Source organism: Micromonospora sp. NPDC048063, assembly GCF_043202855.1.
Classification (GTDB): Bacteria; Actinomycetota; Actinomycetes; order Mycobacteriales; family Micromonosporaceae; genus Micromonospora.
Window position 1 is genome coordinate 579164 of record NZ_JBIDBG010000002.1, and the last position, 20345, is coordinate 599508.

Here is a 20345-nt window from a genome sequence, read left to right on the forward strand (position 1 = left end):
CCTGGATCAGGCGGTCATGGAGGCGAAGACGACCACGTTGTCCGGGTAGCTGCGCGCCGCCTCGTCGAAGACGCCGCCGCAGGTGACCACCCGCAGGCCGGGCCGGTCGTTGGGGCCGTAGACCTGCTCCGTCGGGAACTCGGTCTTCGGGTACGCCTTCACCGACTCGACCGTGAACGTGACCCGTTGCCCGTCCTCGCGGGTGACGGTGATCGTGTCACCGGGTTGCAGGGCGCCGAGGGAGAAGAAGACCGCCGGCCCGATCTTCGCCGAGTCGACGTGCCCGACGATGACCGCGTTGCCGACCTCCCCCGGGCTGGGCCCCGGCTCGTACCAGCCGGCGCGCTGCGCCTGCTCCAGCGGGGGCACCTGGACGGTGCCGTCCGGGTTGGTGCCGAGCGACATGATCGAGGCGTCGACCCCGATCCGGGGGATGCTGATCGTGGTGGGGGCGGAACGGGTCAGCCCCGTGGCGGCCCCGGCGACGTCCGGGTCCGCGCCGTCGCGCCCCGGCCCGGAGGTGGCCGGTCCGGCCTGCGCCAGGGGCTGCGGCGGGCGGGGGGCGGGGGCGGTCATGACCGACGCGCCGATCATGCCGGTGCCCACCATGGCGAGCAGGACGATGGCGGCCGCGCCGGCGGCGCGCCACGGTTTCCCGTGACGGCCGCCGGCCCGTCTCGCCGTCATGTCAGACCAGCGACTCATCGGTCCGACGCCGACGCATCAGCACCAGGCCGCCCAGGGTGGCCGCGCCGAGCAGGCTGGCCCCACCGGCGGCCAGGCCCCGGTCGGTCCCGGCGCCGGCACCGCCGTCGCCGCCGTCGACCCCGCCGCGCGGCAGGACGACGAGTTCACCCTCGCCGCACGAGCCCTTGAGCTCGTAGCGGCCCGGCTTGGCGTCCTCGGAGACCTCGGCCTCGCCGTAGTAGACGAAGTCACGCTTGTGCTCCCAGCGGTCCTTGTCGTCCTTCCGGGACTCCTCGTCGGACCAGTCCTTCTTCTCGTGGTCCTTCTTCCAGTCGCCCTCGTCCGAGCCGTATCCCTCGTGGTCCTTGCGGTCCTCCTCGCGGCCGCTGTCGCCACGGTCCGAGCCCCAGCTGTCCTCGCCGTACTTGTCGTGGTCCTTGCGGTCCTCGCCCTCGCGGCCGCTGTCGCCCCGCTCGTCCGAGCCGTACTTGTCGTGGTCCTTGCGGTCCTCGCCCTTGCGGTCCTCGCCCTTGCGGTCCTCGCCCTCGCGGCCACCCTCGGCGTCCTGGCCGTGCTCGTAGCCCTTCCAGTCGCCCTCGTCGGCGGCGCCGCCGCCCTGGCCGTAGCTGTTCGACGGCTGCGGCTTGGCGGTCTCGTCCTTGCCTTCGTGGTCCTTGCCCTTGTCGTGCTCCTTGCCCTTGTCGTGCTCCTTGCCCTCGTGCTCCTTGCCCTTGTCGTGCTCCTTGCCCTTGTCGTGCTCCTTGCCCTCGTGGTCCTTGCCCTCGTGGTCCTTGCCCTTGTCGTGGTCGCCGGAACCCTCCTCCCCGCGCCAGTCGTCGCGGTCCTCGGCCGGCTTGAGCTTGACCTTGCCCGTGACCTTGGACCACACGTAGGCGTGCTCCTGGCGCTCCGAGCAGACCTCGAGCAGCTTGACCGTTTCGCCCGCCTTGACGACGTGGGGCTTGGCGTAGACCTTGCCCTCGTCGTGGTGGCCGTCCGCGAACGCGATACCCGGCGTGAACACGAGCAGGGAGGCACCACCGAGGGCAGCGCCCGCAACGACCTTCCCGAGCATCTTGTTTGCCATGACCTGCGTCACTCCATCCCTGTTGTCCTCGGCTCGGTGGCAACCGAGCTACGAACGACGTTAGACCGTTTCATGAGTTATGCAGGGAAAGATTCGTGTTTTAACCTATGTTGGGCATGCGGACGACAGGCGTGGTATGCCCGGTTTCGAGTGCTATGCGGCTTTCTCGCCCCGGGGCGGCAACCGGGTGTCGAACAAGCGGACCGCCGTGTGGCTCGACCGGATCGCCGCCATCAACGGGACCGCGGACAGCAGCTCCAACGGCGCGACGGGCGTCCGGGACCACAGGGCGACGCGAAGTGCACCGGCCCGCGAATCGTCGACATCATCGAGATCGACCCGCCGCCGAATCTGGTGACCGGCACCTCCGGCCATCCCGGCGGCACCGCCATGAGCGACACGGTCAAGGCCAACGGCGCCTACGTCAAACGGCATCGGGTACGCCCTGGCGAAGCTGGCTGCGATCGGCAACGCCCACAACCACATCGACGCCGCCCAGCACGGCTGGATCGGCTGGGACAGCAACATCGGCCCGACCGCCGACATGCCGAAGAGCGCCGCGGTCGCCTGTGGCAGCACCGTGGGCAAGGTGCGGCTTCATCGGCCAACCACTCGGCCCTGCGGGAGCCGTACGTCGGGTCGCCGACACGGTGAACGGCCGGACCGTGCGCTAGTCAGGGCATCGACTGGAGTCAGGGCATCGACGAGCTGTCGTTCGCCCAGGCGTTACGAGCTGGTCCAGGTGGGCTTGGACGCCGACATCGGCATGCTGGCCTGGTGCAACGAGTCCGGGCCCTGCCGGACTCCCCGATCTCGGGGGACTGGTTCCCCGCGCAGTTCACGCGGCTCCTGCGGAACGCGTACCGCCGCTCTCCTGACACCGGCGCCCCACCCGCCGCTGGCAGTGGGTGAGGCGCTCCGGCGGGGTTCCCCGGCCCGACCGCTCGATGGTCGAGCCGGGGGCATCACGTACGGAGGTCAGGGGACCGTCCTCTCGATCGCCGCCCGGCCCAGCTCGGCCAGGTCCCGGCGGGCCCGCTCGATGTTCTCCGGCGTCAGGTCCTGGCCCCGGGCCGCCACCAGGTCCTCCGGCTCCCAGGGCTGCTCCGCGCCGGTGCGGATGTTGTCCGGCGCCGCCCCCGTGCCGGTGCCGGTGGCCCCGGTGCCGGCGGCGTACGGGTCACCGATCAGCTGGTCGGTCGGCGCGCCGCCCCGTGGCTGGTCACCGGGCTCCGCGAACGACGGAGTGTCCCGGTCGGCGCCGCCGCCGGTCATCAGCTGGGGGATGCCGGTGTCGTCCTCGACCGCCGCGGCCACCTCGGGGCTCTCCTCCAGCGGTCGGTCACGGTCACGATCCGTCATGTGGCTGCCCTCCTGCCGGCAGGTGGTTCCTGATCCTCCCGGCGTACCCCGCGTGGCGGCGCCCATGCCCGGATGCGGGCCGGGCGGTTCAGCGCGTCTCGTCGGGGGTCTCCGGCCCGCTCGGCCGGGTTGCGCCACTGCCGCAGCAGCACCAACACGCCGAACACAGGCATGCCGAGACCGGCCGAGAGGTTGATCCGGACACCCTGCGCCTTCTGGGCACGCGATCGGCGCGGGGCGGCCGGCACGGGCGCACCGCCGGGCGCCCCTCGGGCCGGTCCGACCGGGGGCGCCCGTGGGAGCGGTCAGCGGCCGAGCACGCGGTCGAGGAAGTCGCGGTAGTGGCGGACCGCCATCCGCAACTGCTCGGTGTCGGCCGAGCCGGCGTCCTGCCAGCCGCCCAGCTTGTTCTTCTGCGCGGACAGCGCCGAGGCGAGCGCCTGGATCGCCTCGTCGACCAGCGACTGCGCCTCCCCGGCCGCCGCGCGGGGGTCGTCCACGAACCGCAGTTGGACGTCCCGCCAGCGGTCCCGGAAACCCTGCGCCGCCGTGGGGTCGAAGAGCGTGGCCGGCTCGGCGGCGACGGTCGACCCCGCCGGCCGGGACGTCCCGGCCGACTCCAGCGAGCCGGCGGCGGCACCCGTGCGCCCGGCCGACGCGTGCTCGGCGTCGGGGTCGACCATGGCGGGGGTGGCGCTGCCGTACCCGGGCCCGCCGGCCGCGGCGGTCTCCGCGTCGCCCGTCCAGCCGGACAGGTCGGTCCGGCGCTCGGGGCCACCGTCGGCGACGTCCGGCGGCAGCACGGTCGTGCCGCCCCGTGACCCGCCGCGCTCGTCGGGTCGGCCCTCGCCGCGCTCACCGGCACCGCGGAACTCGGCGGTCGGGTCGGCCCGGCGCCCCTCCCGGGCGCCGTCCACGGCCCCGTCGCCCGGCCGCGCGGTCGACTCCGTACGCGGGTCGACCTCGTCCTCGGGGCGGGGGCTGGCCAGGGCGGACGCGGCCACCGCGTCGCCGACGGTGGTGGCGCCGAAGGCCGTCGGCAGCGGACCCGGCTCGTGGAACTCCGGCCGACCGCCGTCGGCGTCCCGGCCGCCGGAGCGCGCCGCGCCGGCGCCCCGGTCGCGGGACCGTGTCGCGTCGGCGTCCCGATCGCCGGACCGCTCGTCGTCGGCCGTCCCGCGGCGCGGAGCGCGCTCGCCGGCGACGGCCGGGTCGTCGAACGTGCCCCGGTCGTCGAGGGCGTCCTCGGGCACCTCGGCGCGGCCGGCCTGGTCGCCGGGTGGCGGCACCGGCACCGGCGTGGAGCGGACGGCCTCGGGGTGCTCGTTGCCCACCCGCTGCTCTTCCTGTCGCATCGCGGTCTCCTCAGCGGCTCGTGACGTCGTGCTGGCTGTCCGGACTGCGCTGCTCGGGCGGCCGGTGCCCGACCGGCTCCTGGCCGAGCAGGTCGGCGAAGAGGGCGCGGTAGTGGACGACGGCCTGGCGGAGCTCCTCGGTGCTGGCCTCGCCGCGCGAGTTGCGCAGGTGGATCTCGTGGGCGTCGCGGTAGTGGCCCAGCGTGCGGGCGTGTTCCACCGAGAGGTGGGCGATCTGGTCGGAGAAGTCGCCGGTCGGGTAGCCCCGTTCGGCGATGAGCCGGGTGACCAGTTCGTCCGCGTCGCCCACGGTCTCGGCCGGGGAGTCCACGAAGCGGACCTGGATCTCCTCCCAGGCGGCGGCGTACCGGGCGCGGGACTCGGGGGCGAGGGGGGTGAGCGTGAGCCCGGCGTGGCGGCGCTCCCGCTCGCGCAGCTCCCGCTCGGCGGCGGTACGGCTGTCCCGTTCGGCGACGGCGCGGTCGTACTCGGGACCGAACCGCGACCGCAGCGCCCGACGGCGGGCGTACGACCGGGCGGCCACGGCCAGCGCCGCGACCACCAGCACGACGAGAACTATGACGATTACCTGCGTGGGCGACATGGCTCCTCCTTCGGTCAGTGGTATTCCCTCCGCTCCGTGATCGCCAATCCCGTTCCGCGGCACTTTCCTGACGAACCCGACCGGGCGGCATTCCCCGTGCCGGCATGACGAGTCGCACAGCGTGATCGCCCCCAAAAACTTGACTCATTCCAGAAAAGGGGCTTGGGTGGGGTGATGCCGGTCGAGACCGACGTCGAACGCCTCCGGGCCGCCGGGCTGCGGGTCACGCAGCCCCGGGGGCGACCACACCGATCAGGAGGAGCGCCATGAGCGACCCGCAGGCCAGCAAGCCGATCCTCACCACCCGTCAGGGTCACCCCGTGCACAACAACCAGCAGCAGCGGACGGTCGGTTCGCGTGGCCCGGCGACGCTGGAGAACTACCACTTCCTCGAGAAGATCAGCCACTTCGACCGGGAGCGCATCCCGGAGCGGGTGGTGCACGCGCGCGGCTTCGTCGCGCACGGCGAGTTCGAGGCGTACGGGACGATCGGCGACCAGCCGGCGTCGACGTACACCCGGGCCAAGCTGTTCCAGACCAGGGGCAAGAAGACCCCGGTCACCATCCGCTTCTCCACCGTCATCGGCGGCCGAGACTCCTCCGAGGCGGCCCGCGACCCGCGCGGCTTCGCGGTGAAGTTCCGCACCGACGACGGCAACTGGGACATGGTGGGCAACAACCTCCAGGTCTTCTTCATCCGCGACGCGATCAAGTTCCCCGACGTGATCCACTCGCTGAAGCCGGACCCGGTGACCTTCCGCCAGGAGCCGAACCGGATCTTCGACTTCATGTCGAACACGCCCGAGTCGATGCACATGCTGACCTGGCTGTTCTCCCCGTACGGCATCCCGAAGAACTACCGGACCATGCGCGGGTCCGGGGTGAACACCTACCGGCTGGTCAACGCCGGGGGCGAGGGCGTGCTGGTCAAGTTCCACTGGCTGTCGCAGCAGGGCGAGCACAACCTCACCCAGGCCGAGGCGGACGCCATCCAGGCCACCGACCTGGGCCACGCGTCCAAGGACCTCTACGAGGCGATCGAGCGCGGCGAGTACCCGAGGTGGGAACTCAACGTCCAGGTCATGAGCGACGACGAGCACCCGGAGCTGGACTTCGACCCGCTCGACGACACCAAGATCTGGCCGGAGGAGGACTTCCCCTACCTGCCGGTCGGCATGATGACGCTCAACCGCAACATCACCGACCACCACAACGAGAACGAGCAGATCGCCTTCGGCACCGGCGTGCTGGTCGACGGGATCGACTTCTCCGACGACAAGATGCTGGTCGGGCGCACGTTCTCCTACTCGGACACCCAGCGTTACCGGGTCGGGCCGAACTACCTCCAGCTGCCGGTCAACCGGCCGCGCGAGGACGTGGTCGTCAGCACCAACCAGGGCGGCGGCCAGATGTCGTACGGGGTGGACAACCGGGGCGGCAACCCGCACATCAACTTCGAGCCGTCCTCGGTCGCCGGGCTCCGCGAGGCCGACGAGTCCTACCGGGAGTACCGCCCGTTCGTCTCCGGCCAGGTCATGAAGGCCCCGATCGAGCGGCAGAACAACTACTCCCAGGCGGGCCGCCGCTACCGTGAGATGGCCGACTGGGAGCGCGACGACCTGATCCTCAACCTGACCACCCTGCTGGCACAGTGCGACAAGCACATCCAGGAGAAGATGGTCTGGCACTTCAGCCAGTGCGACGAGGACTACGGCCGTCGGGTCGCCGAGGGTCTCGGCATCTCCGTCGGCGCCTGATCCGCACCACCCACCGAACGCCCCGCCGGCCCCCGGCGGGGCGTTCGTCCGCTGTGGACGTCCGTCCGGTAGGCCCGACGCGACGGACGGTAGTGCATCGGGCGGGATTTACGTATCCTGCCCAAGGCGTCCGCCGGACGGGCCGGCACCGTGAGCCGCGACCGTCCGACCCGGACGCTGCCCGGCCGGCGCCGGCGCCCCCGCAGCCACACCTTCCGGGCGAGGTCTGATTGAAATCCCGCGACTGGCCGATCCGCTCCAAGCTGACCGCGCTGGTCGTCGTCCCGGTGACCGCGCTGCTGGCGCTCTGGATCTTCGCCACGACGCTGGCCTTCGGGCCGGCCCTCGACCTGCTCGCCGCCCGGACCCTTCTCTACGACCTCGGCCGCCCCGGCGAGACGGTGGTGGCCGAGCTGCAACGGGAGCGCCGGCTCTCGGTGGTGCACCTGGCCGGCGGGGAGGTCGCGCCCGGGCTCGCCGAGCAGCGCCAGCGGACCGACCGCGCGGTCGCCGAGCTGCGCCGCCGGGTCGGCGGTGAGGAACTGCGCGACGCCGCCGGCGACCACCTCGACACGCGGCTCGACCACCTCGTCACCGCGCTGGACGCGCTGCCCGCCGGGCGGGGGTTCATCGACCGGCGCGAGGTCGACCGGGCCGGCGCGGTCGGGCTCTACAGCGGGATGATCTCCTCGGCCTTCCAGGCGTTCTCGGCCATGGCGAACCTGCCCGACCGGGACCTGAACCGTCAGGCGCTCGCCGTCACCGCGCTCGGCCGCAGCCGGGAGCTGCTCGGCCAGACCGACGCCCTGCTGGCCGGGGCGTTCACCGCCGGCCGGTTCGCCGAGGGCGAGCACACCCAGGTCGTGCAGACCATCGCCAACCAGCGGTTCCTCGCCGAGGCGGCGGTCGCGGACCTGCCCGATGCGGAGCGCGCCGCGTTCCAGCGGCTGACCGAGGGGGAGGTCTTCGGCCGGCTGCGGACGATGCAGGACGCCCTGGTCGGCGCCCGGTCGCCGACCCGGCCGGCGGTGGACCCGGCGCAGTGGCAGGCCAGCTACGAGGCCGTGCAGCAGGCGCTGCGGGAGTTCGAGCTGGCCCAGGCCGACGGGCTCGCCGACCGGTCGGTGCCGACGGCCGTCGGCATCCTCGTCCGGCTCGCCGCCGCCGGGGTGCTCGGCCTGGCCGCCGTCGTGGTCTCGGTCCTGGTGGCGCTGCGGGTCGGTCGTTCCCTCGCACAGCGGCTCACCGGCGTACGCACGGCCGCGCTGGACATGGCCGAACGCCGGCTGCCCGACGTGGTGGCCCGCCTGCGCCGGGGCGAGCAGGTCGACGTCGCCCGGGAGGCGCCCGCGCTGGAGTACGGCGGCGACGAGATCGGCCAGGTGGCGCGGGCCTTCACCGAGGTGCAACGGACGGCGGTCCGCTCGGCCGTCGACGAGATCACCCTGCGCCGGGGGCTCAACGAGGTCTTCCTCAACATCGCCCGCCGCAGCCAGGGGCTGGTGCACCGGCAGCTCGCCCTGCTCGACCGGATGGAGCGGCACACCGAGGACCCGGACGAGCTGGCCGAGCTGTTCCGCGTCGACCACCTCGCCACCCGGCTGCGGCGGCACGCGGAGGACCTGGTCATCCTGGCCGGCGCCGCCCCCGGGCGGGGCTGGCGCAACCCGGTCGCGATGGTCGACCTGATCCGGGGCGCCATCTCCGAGGTGGAGTCGTACGACCGCGTCGACATCGCCGCGGTGCAGCCCGGTGGCGCGCTGGGGCGGGCCGTCGGCGACGTGATCCACCTGCTCGCCGAGCTGATCGAGAACGCCGCGGCGTTCTCCCCGCCGCACAGTCGGGTGGAGGTCTCCGGACAGCACGTGGCCAACGGCTACGCCGTCGAGGTCACCGACCGCGGCCTGGGCATGACCGCCGCCGCGCTGGAGGACGCGAACCGGCGGCTGGCCCGGTCCCCCGACTTCGAGCCCGCCGAGACGGCCCGGCTCGGCCACTTCGTCGTGGCCCGGCTCGCCGCCCGGCACGGCGTCCGGGTGCGGCTGCGCCCGTCCGACGGAGGCGGCTTGACCGCCGTCGTGCTCATCCCCGCCGACCTGGTCACCGACGAGCCGCCCCTGCTGCCCGAGGGCGTCGCCCCGCCGGAGCGCCAGCCCGGGGCGACGCCGGAGGAGCGGCGGATGGCCCGGGCGAGCCGGCTGAGCACGCTGCCCCGGCCCCGTACCGCCCGAGCCGCCGAACCCGGCGCGACGCCGCCTTCCGCAGCCCCGCCCGCCACAGCCGCGCCCGCCACAGCCGCGCCCGCCACAGCCGCGCCCGCCGCAGCCGCGCCCGCCGCAGCCCCCGCCGCGCCGGACCAGCCCGGTCGTGCCGCCGGCCCGGCCCCGTCCGCGTCCGGCGTCGGGGGCCCGGCCTCCGCCGGCCCGGACCGGCCCGCCTCCGCGTCCCGAGGCCCAGCCCTCGCCGGCCGGGTGCCCGGAGGCCCCGGCCCCGCCGAGAGCGCCGGGGAGATCGACGGGCTGCCGCGTCGGGTGCGGCGTCACGGGCCGGCCGTCCGGCAGCGGCGGTCGACGCCGGACGCTCCCGGGGGCGGTCCGGCGGTCGGGCACCCCGCGGCGGCCCGGCACCCGGTCGTTGACGGCCCGACGCCGCGGCCACCGGTGATCGAGAGCCCGGCCCCGCGCACTCCGGAGGAGGCGCGACGCGCCATGTCCGCCCTGCAGGCGGGCACCGCCCGTGGCCGTGCCGCGGCCGACGGGGCCGTGGCCGCCGCCCGTGGCCGTGCCGCGGCTGGCGGCGCGACGGCTGACGCGGCCGTGGCCGCCGGCGCCCCGGCGGCCGGTGGCGACACACCGGAGCAGGCCGCAGAGCCGACCCCGACCCCGACCCCGACCTCGATACCGACCCCGACCTCGATACCGACCCCGACCCCGACCTCGATACCGACCCCGACGCCGGCCGAGCCGCCGGCGGAACCGGACCCCGTGACCGCGACTGAGAGGGACGCCTGATGCTGCATCCGACGAGGCAGAGCGCCGATCTCGACTGGTTGCTCGACGACCTGGTGGAACGGGTGCCGCCCGCCCGCCAGGCGGTGGCGCTGTCGGCCGACGGGCTGCTGCTCGGCTCCTCCACCAACCTGGACCGCGCCGACGCCGAGCACCTGTGCGCGCTGGCGTCCGGCTTCTCTAGCCTGGCCCGGGGCGCGAGCCGGCAGGTGGCCGGCGGGGCGGTCCGGCAGACCGTGGTGGAGATGGAGTCGGCGTACCTCTTCGTCACCGCCGCCGGGCAGGGGGCCTGCCTGGCGGTGGTCAGCGACGCGGACGCGGACATCGGCCTGGTGGCGTACGAGATGGCGATGCTGGTCACCCGGGTGGGGGAGTACCTGAGCGCCCCGGCCCGGTCGGCGGCGGGGGCTGCCGATGCGGGCTGAGTCCCCCGGGCCGCAGCACGAGTGGCTCGACGACGACGCCGGCCCCGTCGTGCGGCCCTACACCCTCACCGGCGGGCGGGTCCGGTCGTCCGCGGACGGCTTCGACCTGGTCGCGTACGTGCTGGCCGAGCCGGCCGCCGACCCGGTCGCCCACCCGGAGCTGCACCCCGAGCACCGGCGCCTGGTGTCGCTGGCCGCCCGGCCGGTGCCCGTCGCCGAGTTGGCGGCCGAGCTGGACCTCGCGGTGGGCGTGGTCCGCGTCCTGCTCGGCGACCTGCTGGCCCGGGGACTGGTCGCGGTGCACCAGCCGACGGCCACCGCCTACCTGCCCGACGACGACATCCTCAAGGCGGTGGTCAGTGGACTCCGTGCGCTGTGACGAGGCTGGTTCCGCTCCCCGGATCCCGCTCGCGCTGAAGATCCTCATCGCCGGGGGCTTCGGCGCCGGCAAGACGACGCTGGTGAGCGCGCTCAGCGAGGTCCGGCCGTTGCAGACCGAGGAGATCCTGACCGGGGCCGGGGTCGACACCGACGACCTCTCCGGCGTCGAGGCGAAGTCGACCACGACGGTGGCGATGGACTTCGGCCGGATCACGATCAACGACGACCTCCAGGTCTACCTGTTCGGCACCCCGGGCCAGGACCGCTTCTGGTTCCTCTGGGACGAGCTGGCCTTCGGGGCGCTCGGCGCGGTGGTGCTCGCCGACACCCGTCGCCTGGCGGACTGCTTCCCGTCGATCGACTACTTCGAGCAGCGGGGCATCCCGTTCGTGGTGGGGGTGAATTGTTTCGACGGCGCCCGGCGGTTCAGCCTGGAGACCGTACGCCAGGCGCTGGACCTCGACCCCGACGTGCCGCTGGTGCTCTGCGACGCGCGGGACCGACAGTCCGGCAAGGAGGTGCTGATCGCCCTCGTCGAGCACGTGGCCCGGCAGCGCGGCGAGCCGGTGCCGGCGGCCTGAGCCCGCCGGCGCGGCCGGTCCCGTCGACCGGCCGCGATTCGGCGCGGCTTTCGGGGGCAAGGAGCCGGCACAGGGGGAAGCCTCTGGTTGGATCGACGGAGGAATCGGCGGAGGGTGGAACCGGTGACGGAACAGGGCGCGGTCGTCCACATCGGCGGCTACACGGCACACGGTGGGGGCCGGGGCACCGGCATCGTCGCGGCGCGGCGGGACCCGGGCTCCGGCGAGCTGTCCCCGCTCGGCACCGTCGCGGTCACCCCGGCGCCCTCCTTCCTCGCCCGGCACCCGCGGCTGCCGGTGCTGTACGCGGTCAACGAGCTGCCCGACGGCGAGGTCAGCGCCTTCCGGGTGGCCGCCGACGGCGACCTCACCCCGCTCGGCACCCGGTCCACCGGGGGCGCGGAGCCCTGCCACCTGGCGGTCGTCCCGGACGGCGGCCACCTCGTCGTGGCCAACTACGTCGGCGGCAGCGTGGCGGTGTTCCCGCTCGGCCCCGACGGGGTGCCCGGCGAGCGCAGTGACCTGGTGCGGCACGAGGGGCACGGGCCGGACCCGGAGCGCCAGGCCGGCGCCCACGCCCACATGGTCAACCCCGACCCGGGCCGGGGCCCGCTGCTCGCGGTCGACCTCGGCACCGACTCGATCTACCGCTACGACCTGGACGCCGCCTCCGGTCGGCTGGTGCCCCGGGCGCCCCGGGTGCGGGCGGCCGCCGGCTCCGGCCCACGGCACCTGGCCCGGCACCCGGACGGCCGGCGGTGCTGGGTGGCGGGAGAGCTGGACGCCTCGGTGACCGCGTACGAGTTGACCGCCGAGGGTGCGCTGCACCAGCGGGGCCGGGTCGACGCCAGCGACCGGCCCGGGCACGTCCAGCCGTCGGAGATCGCGGTCGGCCCGGACGGCCGCTTCCTCTACGTGGCCAACCGCGGGGTGGGCACGATCGCGGTCTTCGCCCTGGCCGGCGAGCTGCCGGAGCTGGTCGCCGAGGTGGACACGGGCGGGGAGTGGCCGCGGCACTTCGCCCGGGCGGGGGAGCACCTCTACGTGGCCGACGAGCGGGCCGACATGGTCCGGGTCTTCCGGGTGGACTCGGCCACCGGTGTGCCGGCCCCGGTCGGGGAACCGGTGGCGGTGCCCAGCCCCACCTGCGTCCTGCCCTGACCAGGCCAGATCAACGCGGCGAGGCGAGGCGGTCACTCGTCGTCGACAATTTGGTGGTCGAGTGTATATCCTGCGTAACTTTCGTCCGAACGGTTGTGGCAGCCACCGAGGCGGGTACGCAGTATGGTCAGCGTGTCAGCAGGCCGCCATCGCATGCGTTCCAACGTTCACGCAGCTACCGCCGCCGTTGCCGTCGGCGTGCTCGCCGTGACGGCCGGCGGCTGGTTCGGCTACCGGCAGCTTGCGCAACCGGACTGCTCGGGCAGGATCGAGCTGTCCGTCGCCGTCGCCGACGAGCTCGCCCCCGCCGTCGACGCGGCGGCCGCGCGGTGGGTCGAGGACGGGGCCGCGGTCGGCGGGACCTGCATCGCGGTGAAGGTCTCGGCCTCCGACCCGGTCGACGTGGCCGCGACGGTCGCCGCCAAGCACGGTGTCACGCTGGCCGGCGTCGGGCAGGCCAGTGGCACGGCGGTCAGCCCGGACGTCTGGGTGCCCGACTCCTCCACCTGGCTGCTGCGGCTCAAGACCGGCGGCGCCACCGCCTTCGACCCCGGCAACGGCGCGTCCATCGCCCGCAGCCCGGTGGTCGTGGCGATGCCGGTGCCGATCGCCTCGCGGCTGGGCTGGCCGCAGAAGAAGTTCAGCTGGACCCAGCTCCTCCAGCAGGTCCAGAGCGACAAGCCGCTGCGTACCGGCATCGTCGAGCCGACCCGCGACGCGGCGGGGCTGTCCGGCCTGCTCTCGCTGACCGCCGCCGCCAGCGCCACCGGCGGCCCGGACGCCGAGAAGGACAAGGTCGCCGCGCTGCGGGCGCTGGCCACCGACCGCTCGGCGCTGCGGCCGGACCTGCTCGCCCGGTTCCCCACCGCGTCGGACGCGACGACGGTCGCCAGCAGCCTCGGCGCGGCGGCGCTGTCCGAAGAGGACGTGATCCAGTACAACAGCAAGAAGCCGCCGGTGCCGCTGGCCGCGCTCTACCTGGAGCCGGCGCCCGCGCCGCTGGACTACCCGTACGCGGTGCTGCCCGGCATCGAGCCGGCCAAGGCGTCGGCGGCGCGGGAACTCTACGAGGTGCTCACCACCGCCGACTTTCGCGACAGGCTGGCGGCCCAGGCGCTGCGGGCGCCGGACGGCAACTGGGGCGCGGGCTTCGATGCCCCGCAGGGCGCACCCAGCCCGGCCGGCGGCGCGTCGGCCCCGCCGGCGACCGGCGGCACCGCGGCGACCGGCGGGCCCGATCCGCAGAACATGGACCGGGCGCTCTCCAGCTGGTCGATCGCCACCCAGTCCGGCCGGATGCTCGCCGTCATCGACGTCTCCGGCTCCATGAAGGAGAAGGTGGCCAACGCCGGCAACGCGACGCGGCAGCAGGTCACCGCGGAGGCGGCCCGGCGCGGGCTGAACCTCTTCGACGACTCCTGGTCCATCGGCCTCTGGACGTTCTCCACCGAGTTGGTCGGCTCCCGCGACCACCAGGAGTTGGTCGCCATCGGGCCGCTGTCGCGGCAGCGCGGCAAGCTGGAGCAGGCGCTCGGCTCGATCCGGTCCTCCAACGGCAGCACCGGCCTCTACGACACCATGCTGGCGGCCTACCAGAAGGTGCAGGACAACTGGGAGCCGGGCCGGGTCAACTCGATCGTGCTGTTCACCGACGGCAAGAACGAGGACTCCGACGGCATCACCCAGCAGCAGCTGCTGGCCGAACTCAACAAGATCAAGGATCCGGAGCGGCCGGTGCAGGTCGTGATCATCGGTATCGGCGGCGACGTCAGCAAGGCCGAGCTGAAGTCGATCACCGACGTGACCGGCGGCGGCGCCTTCGTCACCGAGGACCCGACCAAGATCGGCGAAATCTTCCTCCGGGCGGTCGCGCTGCGCAAGGCCCCGGCCTGAGTGACGAAGCAGGGCGCGCAGGGCCCGTCGTACCGTTGGATCCGGTACCGCGGGCCCTTTCCCGCCGCTGGGTCCGTCGCGAAAAGTGACGGCAATACGTCGGAAGCAATCGGCCACCGTGGTTGTCGGGGCAGGATGTCGTAGTGCTCCGCGGCCGGCCCGCGACGGGCCGGTCGACGACCGGGGCCGTCGGCATGCGAAGTGGGGAGGGCCGGTGACCTCGGCGACGCTGTTGACCCCCGCCCGAGCGGCGTCGCCGGACCAGCCGTGGTCCGGGCAGGCGGCCCGCACCGACGAGCGCGCCTACGTCCGCTCCCTGGTGGTGCTGGACACCACCATCCTGACCATCGCCGTGCTCATCGGGTACGTGGCCCGTTTCGGCGGCGACACCCCGGGCGGTTCGAAGGTCCCGTACGTCGTGGTGGCTCCCGGGCTCGTCGTCGCCTGGTTGATCTCGCTCCGGGTGCTGCGCTGCTACGACGACCGGGTCCTCGGGTACGGCGCGGACGAGTACCGCCGGGTCAGCGCCGCCAGCCTGCGCCTCGCCGGTGGCATCGCGATCGTCGGCTACATCGCCGACGTCGGCGTCTCCCGGGGCTTCCTGGGCATCTCGTTCGCGGTCGGCGCCGTCGGTCTGGAGGTGGCCCGGTTCGCCGCGCGCAAGCGGCTGCACCGGGCGCGGTCCCGGGGTGCGGGCTGGTCGCGCAAGGTGCTGGTGGTCGGCGACACCGCGCACGTGCTGGAGCTGGTGCACACCCTGCGCCGCGAACCGTACGCGGGCTACCAGGTGGTCGGCGCGTGCATCCCCGACGCGCTGCTCGCCCCGGTCGCCCAGCGGCTGGGCGACGTGCCGGTGGTCGGCTCGTTCCGGGGCATCCCCGAGGCGGCCACCGCCATCGGCGCGGACACGGTCGCGGTGACCGCCTCCGGCGAGCTGACCGCCACCCGGCTGCGGCGGCTGGGCTGGCAACTGGAGGGCACCGGCGTGGACCTGGTGGTGGCACCCGCGCTGACCGACGTCGCCGGCCCGCGCATCCACACCCGGCCGGTCGCCGGCCTGCCGCTGATCCACGTCGAGGCGCCCGAGTTCCGCGGCGCCCGCAAGCTGGTCAAGGGCTTCGTCGACCGGGCGGCCTCCTCGCTGGCCCTGACGCTGCTGCTGCCGCTGCTGGCCGTCATCGCATTGGCGATCAAGCTCGACAGCCGGGGGCCGGTGCTGTTCCGCCAGACCCGCGTCGGGCAGGGCGGCCGGGAGTTCGGCGTCTACAAGTTCCGCACCATGGTGGTGAACGCCGACGCCCTGCTGGCGGAGCTGGCCTCCCGCAACGAGACCGACGGCCTGATGTTCAAGATGCGCGACGACCCGCGGGTGACCCGGATCGGCCGGCTGCTGCGCAAGTGGTCGCTGGACGAGCTGCCGCAACTGGTCAACGTCCTCTTCGGGCAGATGAGCCTGGTCGGCCCCCGCCCGCCGCTGCCCTCCGAGGTGGCCCGCTACGACGGGGACGTGGCCCGCCGGCTGCTGGTCAAGCCCGGTATGACGGGGCTCTGGCAGGTCAGCGGCCGGTCCGACCTCAGCTGGGAGGACGGCATCCGGCTCGACCTCTACTACGTGGAGAACTGGTCGCTCGCGGCCGACCTGACGATCCTCTGGAAGACCTTCGGTGCCGTGGTCAACAGTCGCGGGGCGTACTGACCCGCCCCGGTGGGCGTCAGTCCTGCGGGCCGGTCCAGTCCAGGCACACCACGACCGCGTCGTCGACCAGGTCACCGGCGACGAACGCGCGCAGGTCGCCGATCAGCGAGCGCACCGCGTCCAGCGGCTCCATCGGCCCGGTCCGGCGCAGGAACCGGTCCAGCGCGGTCTCGCCGTACCGGACGTCCTGCCCGGTGGCGTCGACGACGCCGTCGCTGACCACGAAGAGCCGGTCGCCCCGGCACAGCTCGATCCGCTGCTCGTGGTAGTCGGTGGCCTCGAACATGCCGAGCGGGAACTGCGCCTCCAGCGGCAGCTGGTGGACCTCCCCGTCGCGCAGCAGCACGAGGCGGGGCGACCCGGCGTCGACCACGGTCAGCACCCCCGAGCGCAGGTCGAGGTCCATCAGCAGCGCCGCGAGGTGCTGGTCGCCGCGGTGCAGGTCGTAGATCGCCTGGTCGGCGAGGGCCGCCTGGTCGGCGAGGCCGAGCCCGGCCCGGCGGGCGTTGCGCAGCGCGTACGTGGCGAGCGAGGTGAGCATGGCGGCGGCCACCCCCTCGCCCGTGCCGTTGATGGTGGAGAGCCAGACGCGCTCCCCGTCGTCGGACCAGTCGAAGCTGTCGCCGCGCACCGCGTACGCCGGTTCGAGCTGCCCGGCGAGGCTGAACGAGGGCCGGATCCGGCTGCGGCCGGGCAGCATCTCCCACTGCATCTCGGCGGCGAGGGTGAGCCTCCTGCTGCGCCGCGCGGCCCGGTAGACGTCCGTGCCGGCGCTGACCGCGGCGATCTCGTGGGCCAGCGCGGTGGCGGTCTCCGTCAGTTCGTGGAGCGCCCCCGGGTCGCCGGGGGCCGGCGCCACCCGCAGCACCCCCCGGCGTTCCCCGCGCATCGACACCGGTAGGTACGCGGTGTCGTCGGCGACGATCGGGGTCTGGTGGTCGAAGCAGCGCCAGGCGGGGTGCCCCGGGCCGGTGACCGGCTCCCCGTCGCCGAGCGGCAGCAGCGCCGCCAGCCGGTAGTCGACCTGGAGGAGCTGCACCCGGGTGATCCCGTAGGCCCCGGCCAGGGTGTCGGCGACCCGGTCCAGCAGGAGATCGGCGGGCGCCTCGTTGAGGGCGCGCCGTACCCGGTCGACCGGTTCGCTCATCCTTGGCTCCTTGGTCGCGAGCCCGCACCAGCGGTTTCGGAGTAGTCTCGGGCGCACCATGGCGGAAGTGCACGGTCCCCAGGGGCCCCAGACGAGTATGGCTGCCGAGCTCGACGCGGTGGCCGACGCCCTGCTGACGGTCTGGGAGGCCGCGCGGGAGCGCACGACCAGCCGCGTCTCCGGCGCCCAGCTGCGCGCGATCATGCTGGTCGAGCAGCACGACGGGATCAACCTCCGCCGCCTGGCCACCGGGCTCGACATGCTGCTCTCCTCCGCCAGCCGGCTCTGTGACCGGCTGGTCGCCGCCGGCATGATGGAACGCGAGCCCGGCCGCCTCGACCGGCGGGAGATCTCGCTGCACCTCACCCCGGAGGCCCACCGGCTCCTCGCCGAGCTGCGCGACGACCGGCGGCAGCAGCTCGCGGCGATCCTCGGCGACATGACCCCCGAGGGGCGGCAGGCCCTGCTGCGGGGCATGCGGGAGTTCGACGAGGCGGCGCGTCGCCGCCACGCGTCCGTCCAGTCCGTCGAGCCGGCCGGCCCCTGGTCCGACGCGGGCGGCCCGGCGGAGCCTCGGGTCGGCCCACCGAAGCAGGAGTGGCCCGGCGACGAGCCGAGGGTGGCCAGGACGGCCTGACCCGCCGGCGGCACGCCCGGGCCGCGCCGGCCGCCCATCGGAGGAGTGGCTCAGGGCTGCCGGGTCAGCCAGCCGGCGGGTCGGGCGAGGATCCGGCGGATCACCGAACCGGCCCCGCCGACGGCCGCCGCCGCGCCGCCGAGCGCCGCGGGGCGGACGGTGACCGGCGACCAGGCCGCGGTGAGCACCCGGCGGGAGACCTCGGCGAGCACCGGCGGGCGGAGCCAGGGCGCCAGCGGGGCGTACCCGCCGCCGAGCACCACGGTGTCCAGGTCCAGCAGGTTGACCACCCCGGCCACGGCGACCCCGAGCGCGGTTCCGGCGTCGGCCAGGGCGTGCAGCGCCGCCGGGTCGCCCGCCCCGGCCAGCTCCGCGAGCCGGGTCGTCGCGGTGTCCGCCGGGAGGTCCGCGCCGGCCAGGCCGGCCGCCGCGAGGATGGCCTCCTGACCGGCGTACGTCTCCAGGCAGCCCCGAGCCCCGCACCGGCACGGCCGGCCGTCGGGGCGGACCGGGACGTGGCCGATCTCGCCGCTCCAGCCGCGGGCGCCCCGGAACAGGGAGCCGTCCAGGACGATCCCGGCGCCGATGCCGACCTCGCCGGAGACGTGCAGGAAGCTGGCCGGGCCGGCCGGTCCGGCGTGCAGCTCACCCAGCGCGGCGAGGTTGGCCTCGTTGTCGACCACCAGCGGTGGCACGCCGTCCACGTCCGCGGTCAGCGGCGGATGCCTGGCGAGGAGGGCGGGAACGGGCACGTCGCGCCAGCCCAGGTTCGGCGCGAGGCGGACCAGCCCGGCGTCGTCGACCAGGCCGGGCACCGCGAGGGCCGCGCCGGCCAGGGTGAGCCCCGCGCGGGCCGCCTCGGCACGGGCGTGGGCGGCCAGGTCGGCCAGCCGGGCGACGGCTTCGGCGGGGGAGACCGGCCGGAGGTCGGCGCGGAGCACCGTGTGGTGGCGGACCCGGCCGGCGAGGTCGACCACGCAGGCGGCCAGGTAGTCGACGTTGACCTCCAGGCCAAGCCCGGCCGGGCCGTCGGTGGCGAGCACCAGGCCCCGGGACGGCCGCCCCGCGCCGGTCCGCGGCGTCGGCTCCGCCTCGCGCACCAGCCGGCCGGCGAGCAGGTCCTCCACCACGGCCGAGACGGTGGCCCGGGTCAGGCCGGTCCGGGTGGCCAGCTCGGCCCGGGACGGCGGGCGGTCGGCGGCGGCGATCCGGCCGAGCACCACGGCGAGGTTCCACTCGCGCAGGCTGCCCTGCCGGACCGGCCCCGGCGGGGCGTCGGGTCGGGTCACTCCTTGACGCTGCCACAGGTCGATCGAATAATTCAACCACTGAACAAATAGCGGACGACACCCCCGGAGGTCTGCCATGGCGCCCCGTCCCACTCCCGCCGACAAGTTCTCCTTCGGCCTCTGGACGGTGGGCTGGCAGGCCCGCGACCCGTTCGGCGACGCCACCCGGCCGGAGCTGGACCCGGTCGAGGCGGTGCACCGGCTCGCCGGGCTCGGGGCGTACGGGATCACGTTCCACGACGACGACCTGGTGCCCTTCGGCGTGGACGCCGCCACCCGCGACGGGCACGTCGCCCGGTTCCGCAAGGCGCTCGACGAGAGCGGCCTGGTGGTGCCCATGGTGACCACCAACCTGTTCACCCACCCGGTGTTCAAGGACGGCGGATTCACCAGCAACGACCGCGACGTCCGGCGCTACGCGCTGCGCAAGGTGCTGCGCAACGTCGACCTCGCCGCCGACCTCGGCGCCCGCACCTTCGTGATGTGGGGCGGCCGGGAGGGCGCCGAGTACGACCTAGCCAAGGACGTCCGGGCCGCCCTGGACCGCTACCGGGAGGCCGTCGACCTGCTCTGCCAGTACGTCGTCGACCGCGGCTACGACCTGCGCTTCGCCCTGGAGCCCAAGCCGAACGAGCCGCGCGGCGACATCCTCCTGCCCACCGTCGGACACGCCCTCGCCTTCATCTCCACCCTGGCCCACCCCGAGCTGGTCGGGCTCAACCCCGAGGTCGGGCACGAGCAGATGGCCGGGCTGAACTTCGCCCACGGCATCGCCCAGGCGCTCTGGCAGGGCAAGCTGTTCCACATCGACCTCAACGGCCAGCGCGGCGTCAAGTACGACCAGGACCTGGTCTTCGGCCACGGCGACCTGCTCAACGCGTTCGCCCTGGTCGACCTGCTGGAGCACGGCGGCCCCGGCGGCGCGCCCGCCTACGACGGCCCCCGGCACTTCGACTACAAGCCCTCGCGCACCGAGGACACGACCGGCGTCTGGGCGTCGGCGGAGGCGAACATGCGGACGTACCTCCTGCTCAAGGAGCGGGCGGCGGCCTTCCGAGCGGATCCGGAGGTGGCCGAGGCGCTGGCGGCCAGCCGGGTCGCCGACCTCGGCACGCCGACGCTGGCGGCGGGAGAGGGCCACGCCGACCTGCTCGCCGACCGTTCCGCGTTCGAGGAGTTCGACGTCGACGGGGCCGCCGCGCGGGGCTTCGGCTTCGTCCGGCTCAACCAGCTCGCCGTCGAGCACCTGCTCGGCGCGCGCTGAGGGCCGCCGGA

At 74.3% G+C, this 20345-nt stretch carries 17 protein-coding genes; 10 read left to right on the forward strand and 7 right to left on the reverse strand.

Annotation, left to right across the window (positions count from 1 at the left end; genetic code table 11):
- Positions 1–6: 6 nt before the first annotated feature.
- The 5 genes from ACGFZ2_RS07415 to ACGFZ2_RS07435 all read right to left on the reverse strand — a co-directional run bounded on the left by ACGFZ2_RS07415 (position 7) and on the right by ACGFZ2_RS07435 (position 5095).
- Entirely contained in the window at positions 7–687 is a 681-nt protein-coding gene (locus ACGFZ2_RS07415; protein WP_393451058.1) for a class F sortase, read from the reverse strand.
- Position 688: 1 nt separating this feature from the next.
- Positions 689–1774: a hypothetical protein gene (locus ACGFZ2_RS07420; protein WP_393451061.1), complete on the reverse strand. Its 1086-nt coding sequence runs from the start codon at positions 1772–1774 to the stop codon at positions 689–691.
- 978 nt (positions 1775–2752) lie between these two features.
- Positions 2753–3136, reverse strand: coding sequence for a hypothetical protein (locus ACGFZ2_RS07425; protein ID WP_393260937.1), 384 nt, complete (start codon positions 3134–3136; stop codon positions 2753–2755).
- A 305-nt stretch (positions 3137–3441) separates the two neighbouring features.
- Complete coding sequence (locus tag ACGFZ2_RS07430) at positions 3442–4491, reverse strand: hypothetical protein (protein ID WP_393451064.1); 1050 nt, start codon at positions 4489–4491, stop codon at positions 3442–3444.
- 10 nt (positions 4492–4501) lie between these two features.
- Positions 4502–5095: a hypothetical protein gene (locus tag ACGFZ2_RS07435; protein ID WP_393260932.1), complete on the reverse strand. Its 594-nt coding sequence runs from the start codon at positions 5093–5095 to the stop codon at positions 4502–4504.
- A gap of 266 nt (positions 5096–5361) precedes the next feature.
- Here ACGFZ2_RS07435 and ACGFZ2_RS07440 point away from each other — a divergent pair, with 266 nt between their 5' ends.
- The 8 genes from ACGFZ2_RS07440 to ACGFZ2_RS07475 all read left to right on the forward strand — a co-directional run bounded on the left by ACGFZ2_RS07440 (position 5362) and on the right by ACGFZ2_RS07475 (position 15997).
- The gene (locus ACGFZ2_RS07440; protein WP_393451067.1) at positions 5362–6852 is read left to right on the forward strand and encodes a catalase; all 1491 of its coding nucleotides are present in this window, start codon (positions 5362–5364) and stop codon (positions 6850–6852) included.
- Positions 6853–7082: 230 nt separating this feature from the next.
- The gene (locus tag ACGFZ2_RS07445; RefSeq protein ID WP_393451070.1) at positions 7083–9863 is read left to right on the forward strand and encodes a nitrate- and nitrite sensing domain-containing protein; all 2781 of its coding nucleotides are present in this window, start codon (positions 7083–7085) and stop codon (positions 9861–9863) included.
- Positions 9863–10285, forward strand: coding sequence for a roadblock/LC7 domain-containing protein (locus ACGFZ2_RS07450; RefSeq protein ID WP_393260927.1), 423 nt, complete (start codon positions 9863–9865; stop codon positions 10283–10285). Before ACGFZ2_RS07445 ends, ACGFZ2_RS07450 begins: the two co-directional genes overlap by 1 nt.
- Positions 10275–10664, forward strand: a complete 390-nt coding sequence (locus ACGFZ2_RS07455; RefSeq protein WP_393260926.1) for a DUF742 domain-containing protein — start codon at positions 10275–10277, stop codon at positions 10662–10664. The genes ACGFZ2_RS07450 and ACGFZ2_RS07455 overlap by 11 nt, the downstream gene beginning before the upstream one ends.
- Positions 10645–11247, forward strand: a complete 603-nt coding sequence (locus tag ACGFZ2_RS07460) for an ATP/GTP-binding protein (protein ID WP_350708658.1) — start codon at positions 10645–10647, stop codon at positions 11245–11247. The genes ACGFZ2_RS07455 and ACGFZ2_RS07460 overlap by 20 nt, the downstream gene beginning before the upstream one ends.
- A 123-nt stretch (positions 11248–11370) precedes the next feature.
- The gene (locus ACGFZ2_RS07465; protein WP_393451073.1) at positions 11371–12408 is read left to right on the forward strand and encodes a lactonase family protein; all 1038 of its coding nucleotides are present in this window, start codon (positions 11371–11373) and stop codon (positions 12406–12408) included.
- A gap of 132 nt (positions 12409–12540) precedes the next feature.
- Complete coding sequence (locus ACGFZ2_RS07470; RefSeq protein ID WP_393451076.1) at positions 12541–14301, forward strand: substrate-binding domain-containing protein; 1761 nt, start codon at positions 12541–12543, stop codon at positions 14299–14301.
- Positions 14302–14515: 214 nt separating this feature from the next.
- The gene (locus tag ACGFZ2_RS07475; RefSeq protein ID WP_357456127.1) at positions 14516–15997 is read left to right on the forward strand and encodes a sugar transferase; all 1482 of its coding nucleotides are present in this window, start codon (positions 14516–14518) and stop codon (positions 15995–15997) included.
- 16 nt (positions 15998–16013) lie between these two features.
- Here ACGFZ2_RS07475 and ACGFZ2_RS07480 read toward each other — a convergent pair whose 3' ends face one another.
- Complete coding sequence (locus tag ACGFZ2_RS07480; protein WP_393260916.1) at positions 16014–17144, reverse strand: PP2C family protein-serine/threonine phosphatase; 1131 nt, start codon at positions 17142–17144, stop codon at positions 16014–16016.
- A 97-nt stretch (positions 17145–17241) separates the two neighbouring features.
- Here ACGFZ2_RS07480 and ACGFZ2_RS07485 point away from each other — a divergent pair, with 97 nt between their 5' ends.
- A complete protein-coding gene (locus ACGFZ2_RS07485) occupies positions 17242–17781 on the forward strand; it encodes a MarR family winged helix-turn-helix transcriptional regulator (RefSeq protein ID WP_393451080.1) in 540 nt (179 codons plus the stop codon).
- Between the two features lie 50 nt (positions 17782–17831).
- Here the strand turns inward: ACGFZ2_RS07485 and ACGFZ2_RS07490 are convergent, their stop codons facing one another.
- Entirely contained in the window at positions 17832–19070 is a 1239-nt protein-coding gene (locus ACGFZ2_RS07490; RefSeq protein ID WP_393451083.1) for an ROK family protein, read from the reverse strand.
- Between the two features lie 76 nt (positions 19071–19146).
- On the opposite strand from ACGFZ2_RS07490, the gene xylA reads away from it, so the two are divergent.
- Entirely contained in the window at positions 19147–20334 is a 1188-nt protein-coding gene (gene xylA, locus ACGFZ2_RS07495; protein WP_393451086.1) for a xylose isomerase, read from the forward strand.
- Positions 20335–20345 lie beyond the last annotated feature (11 nt).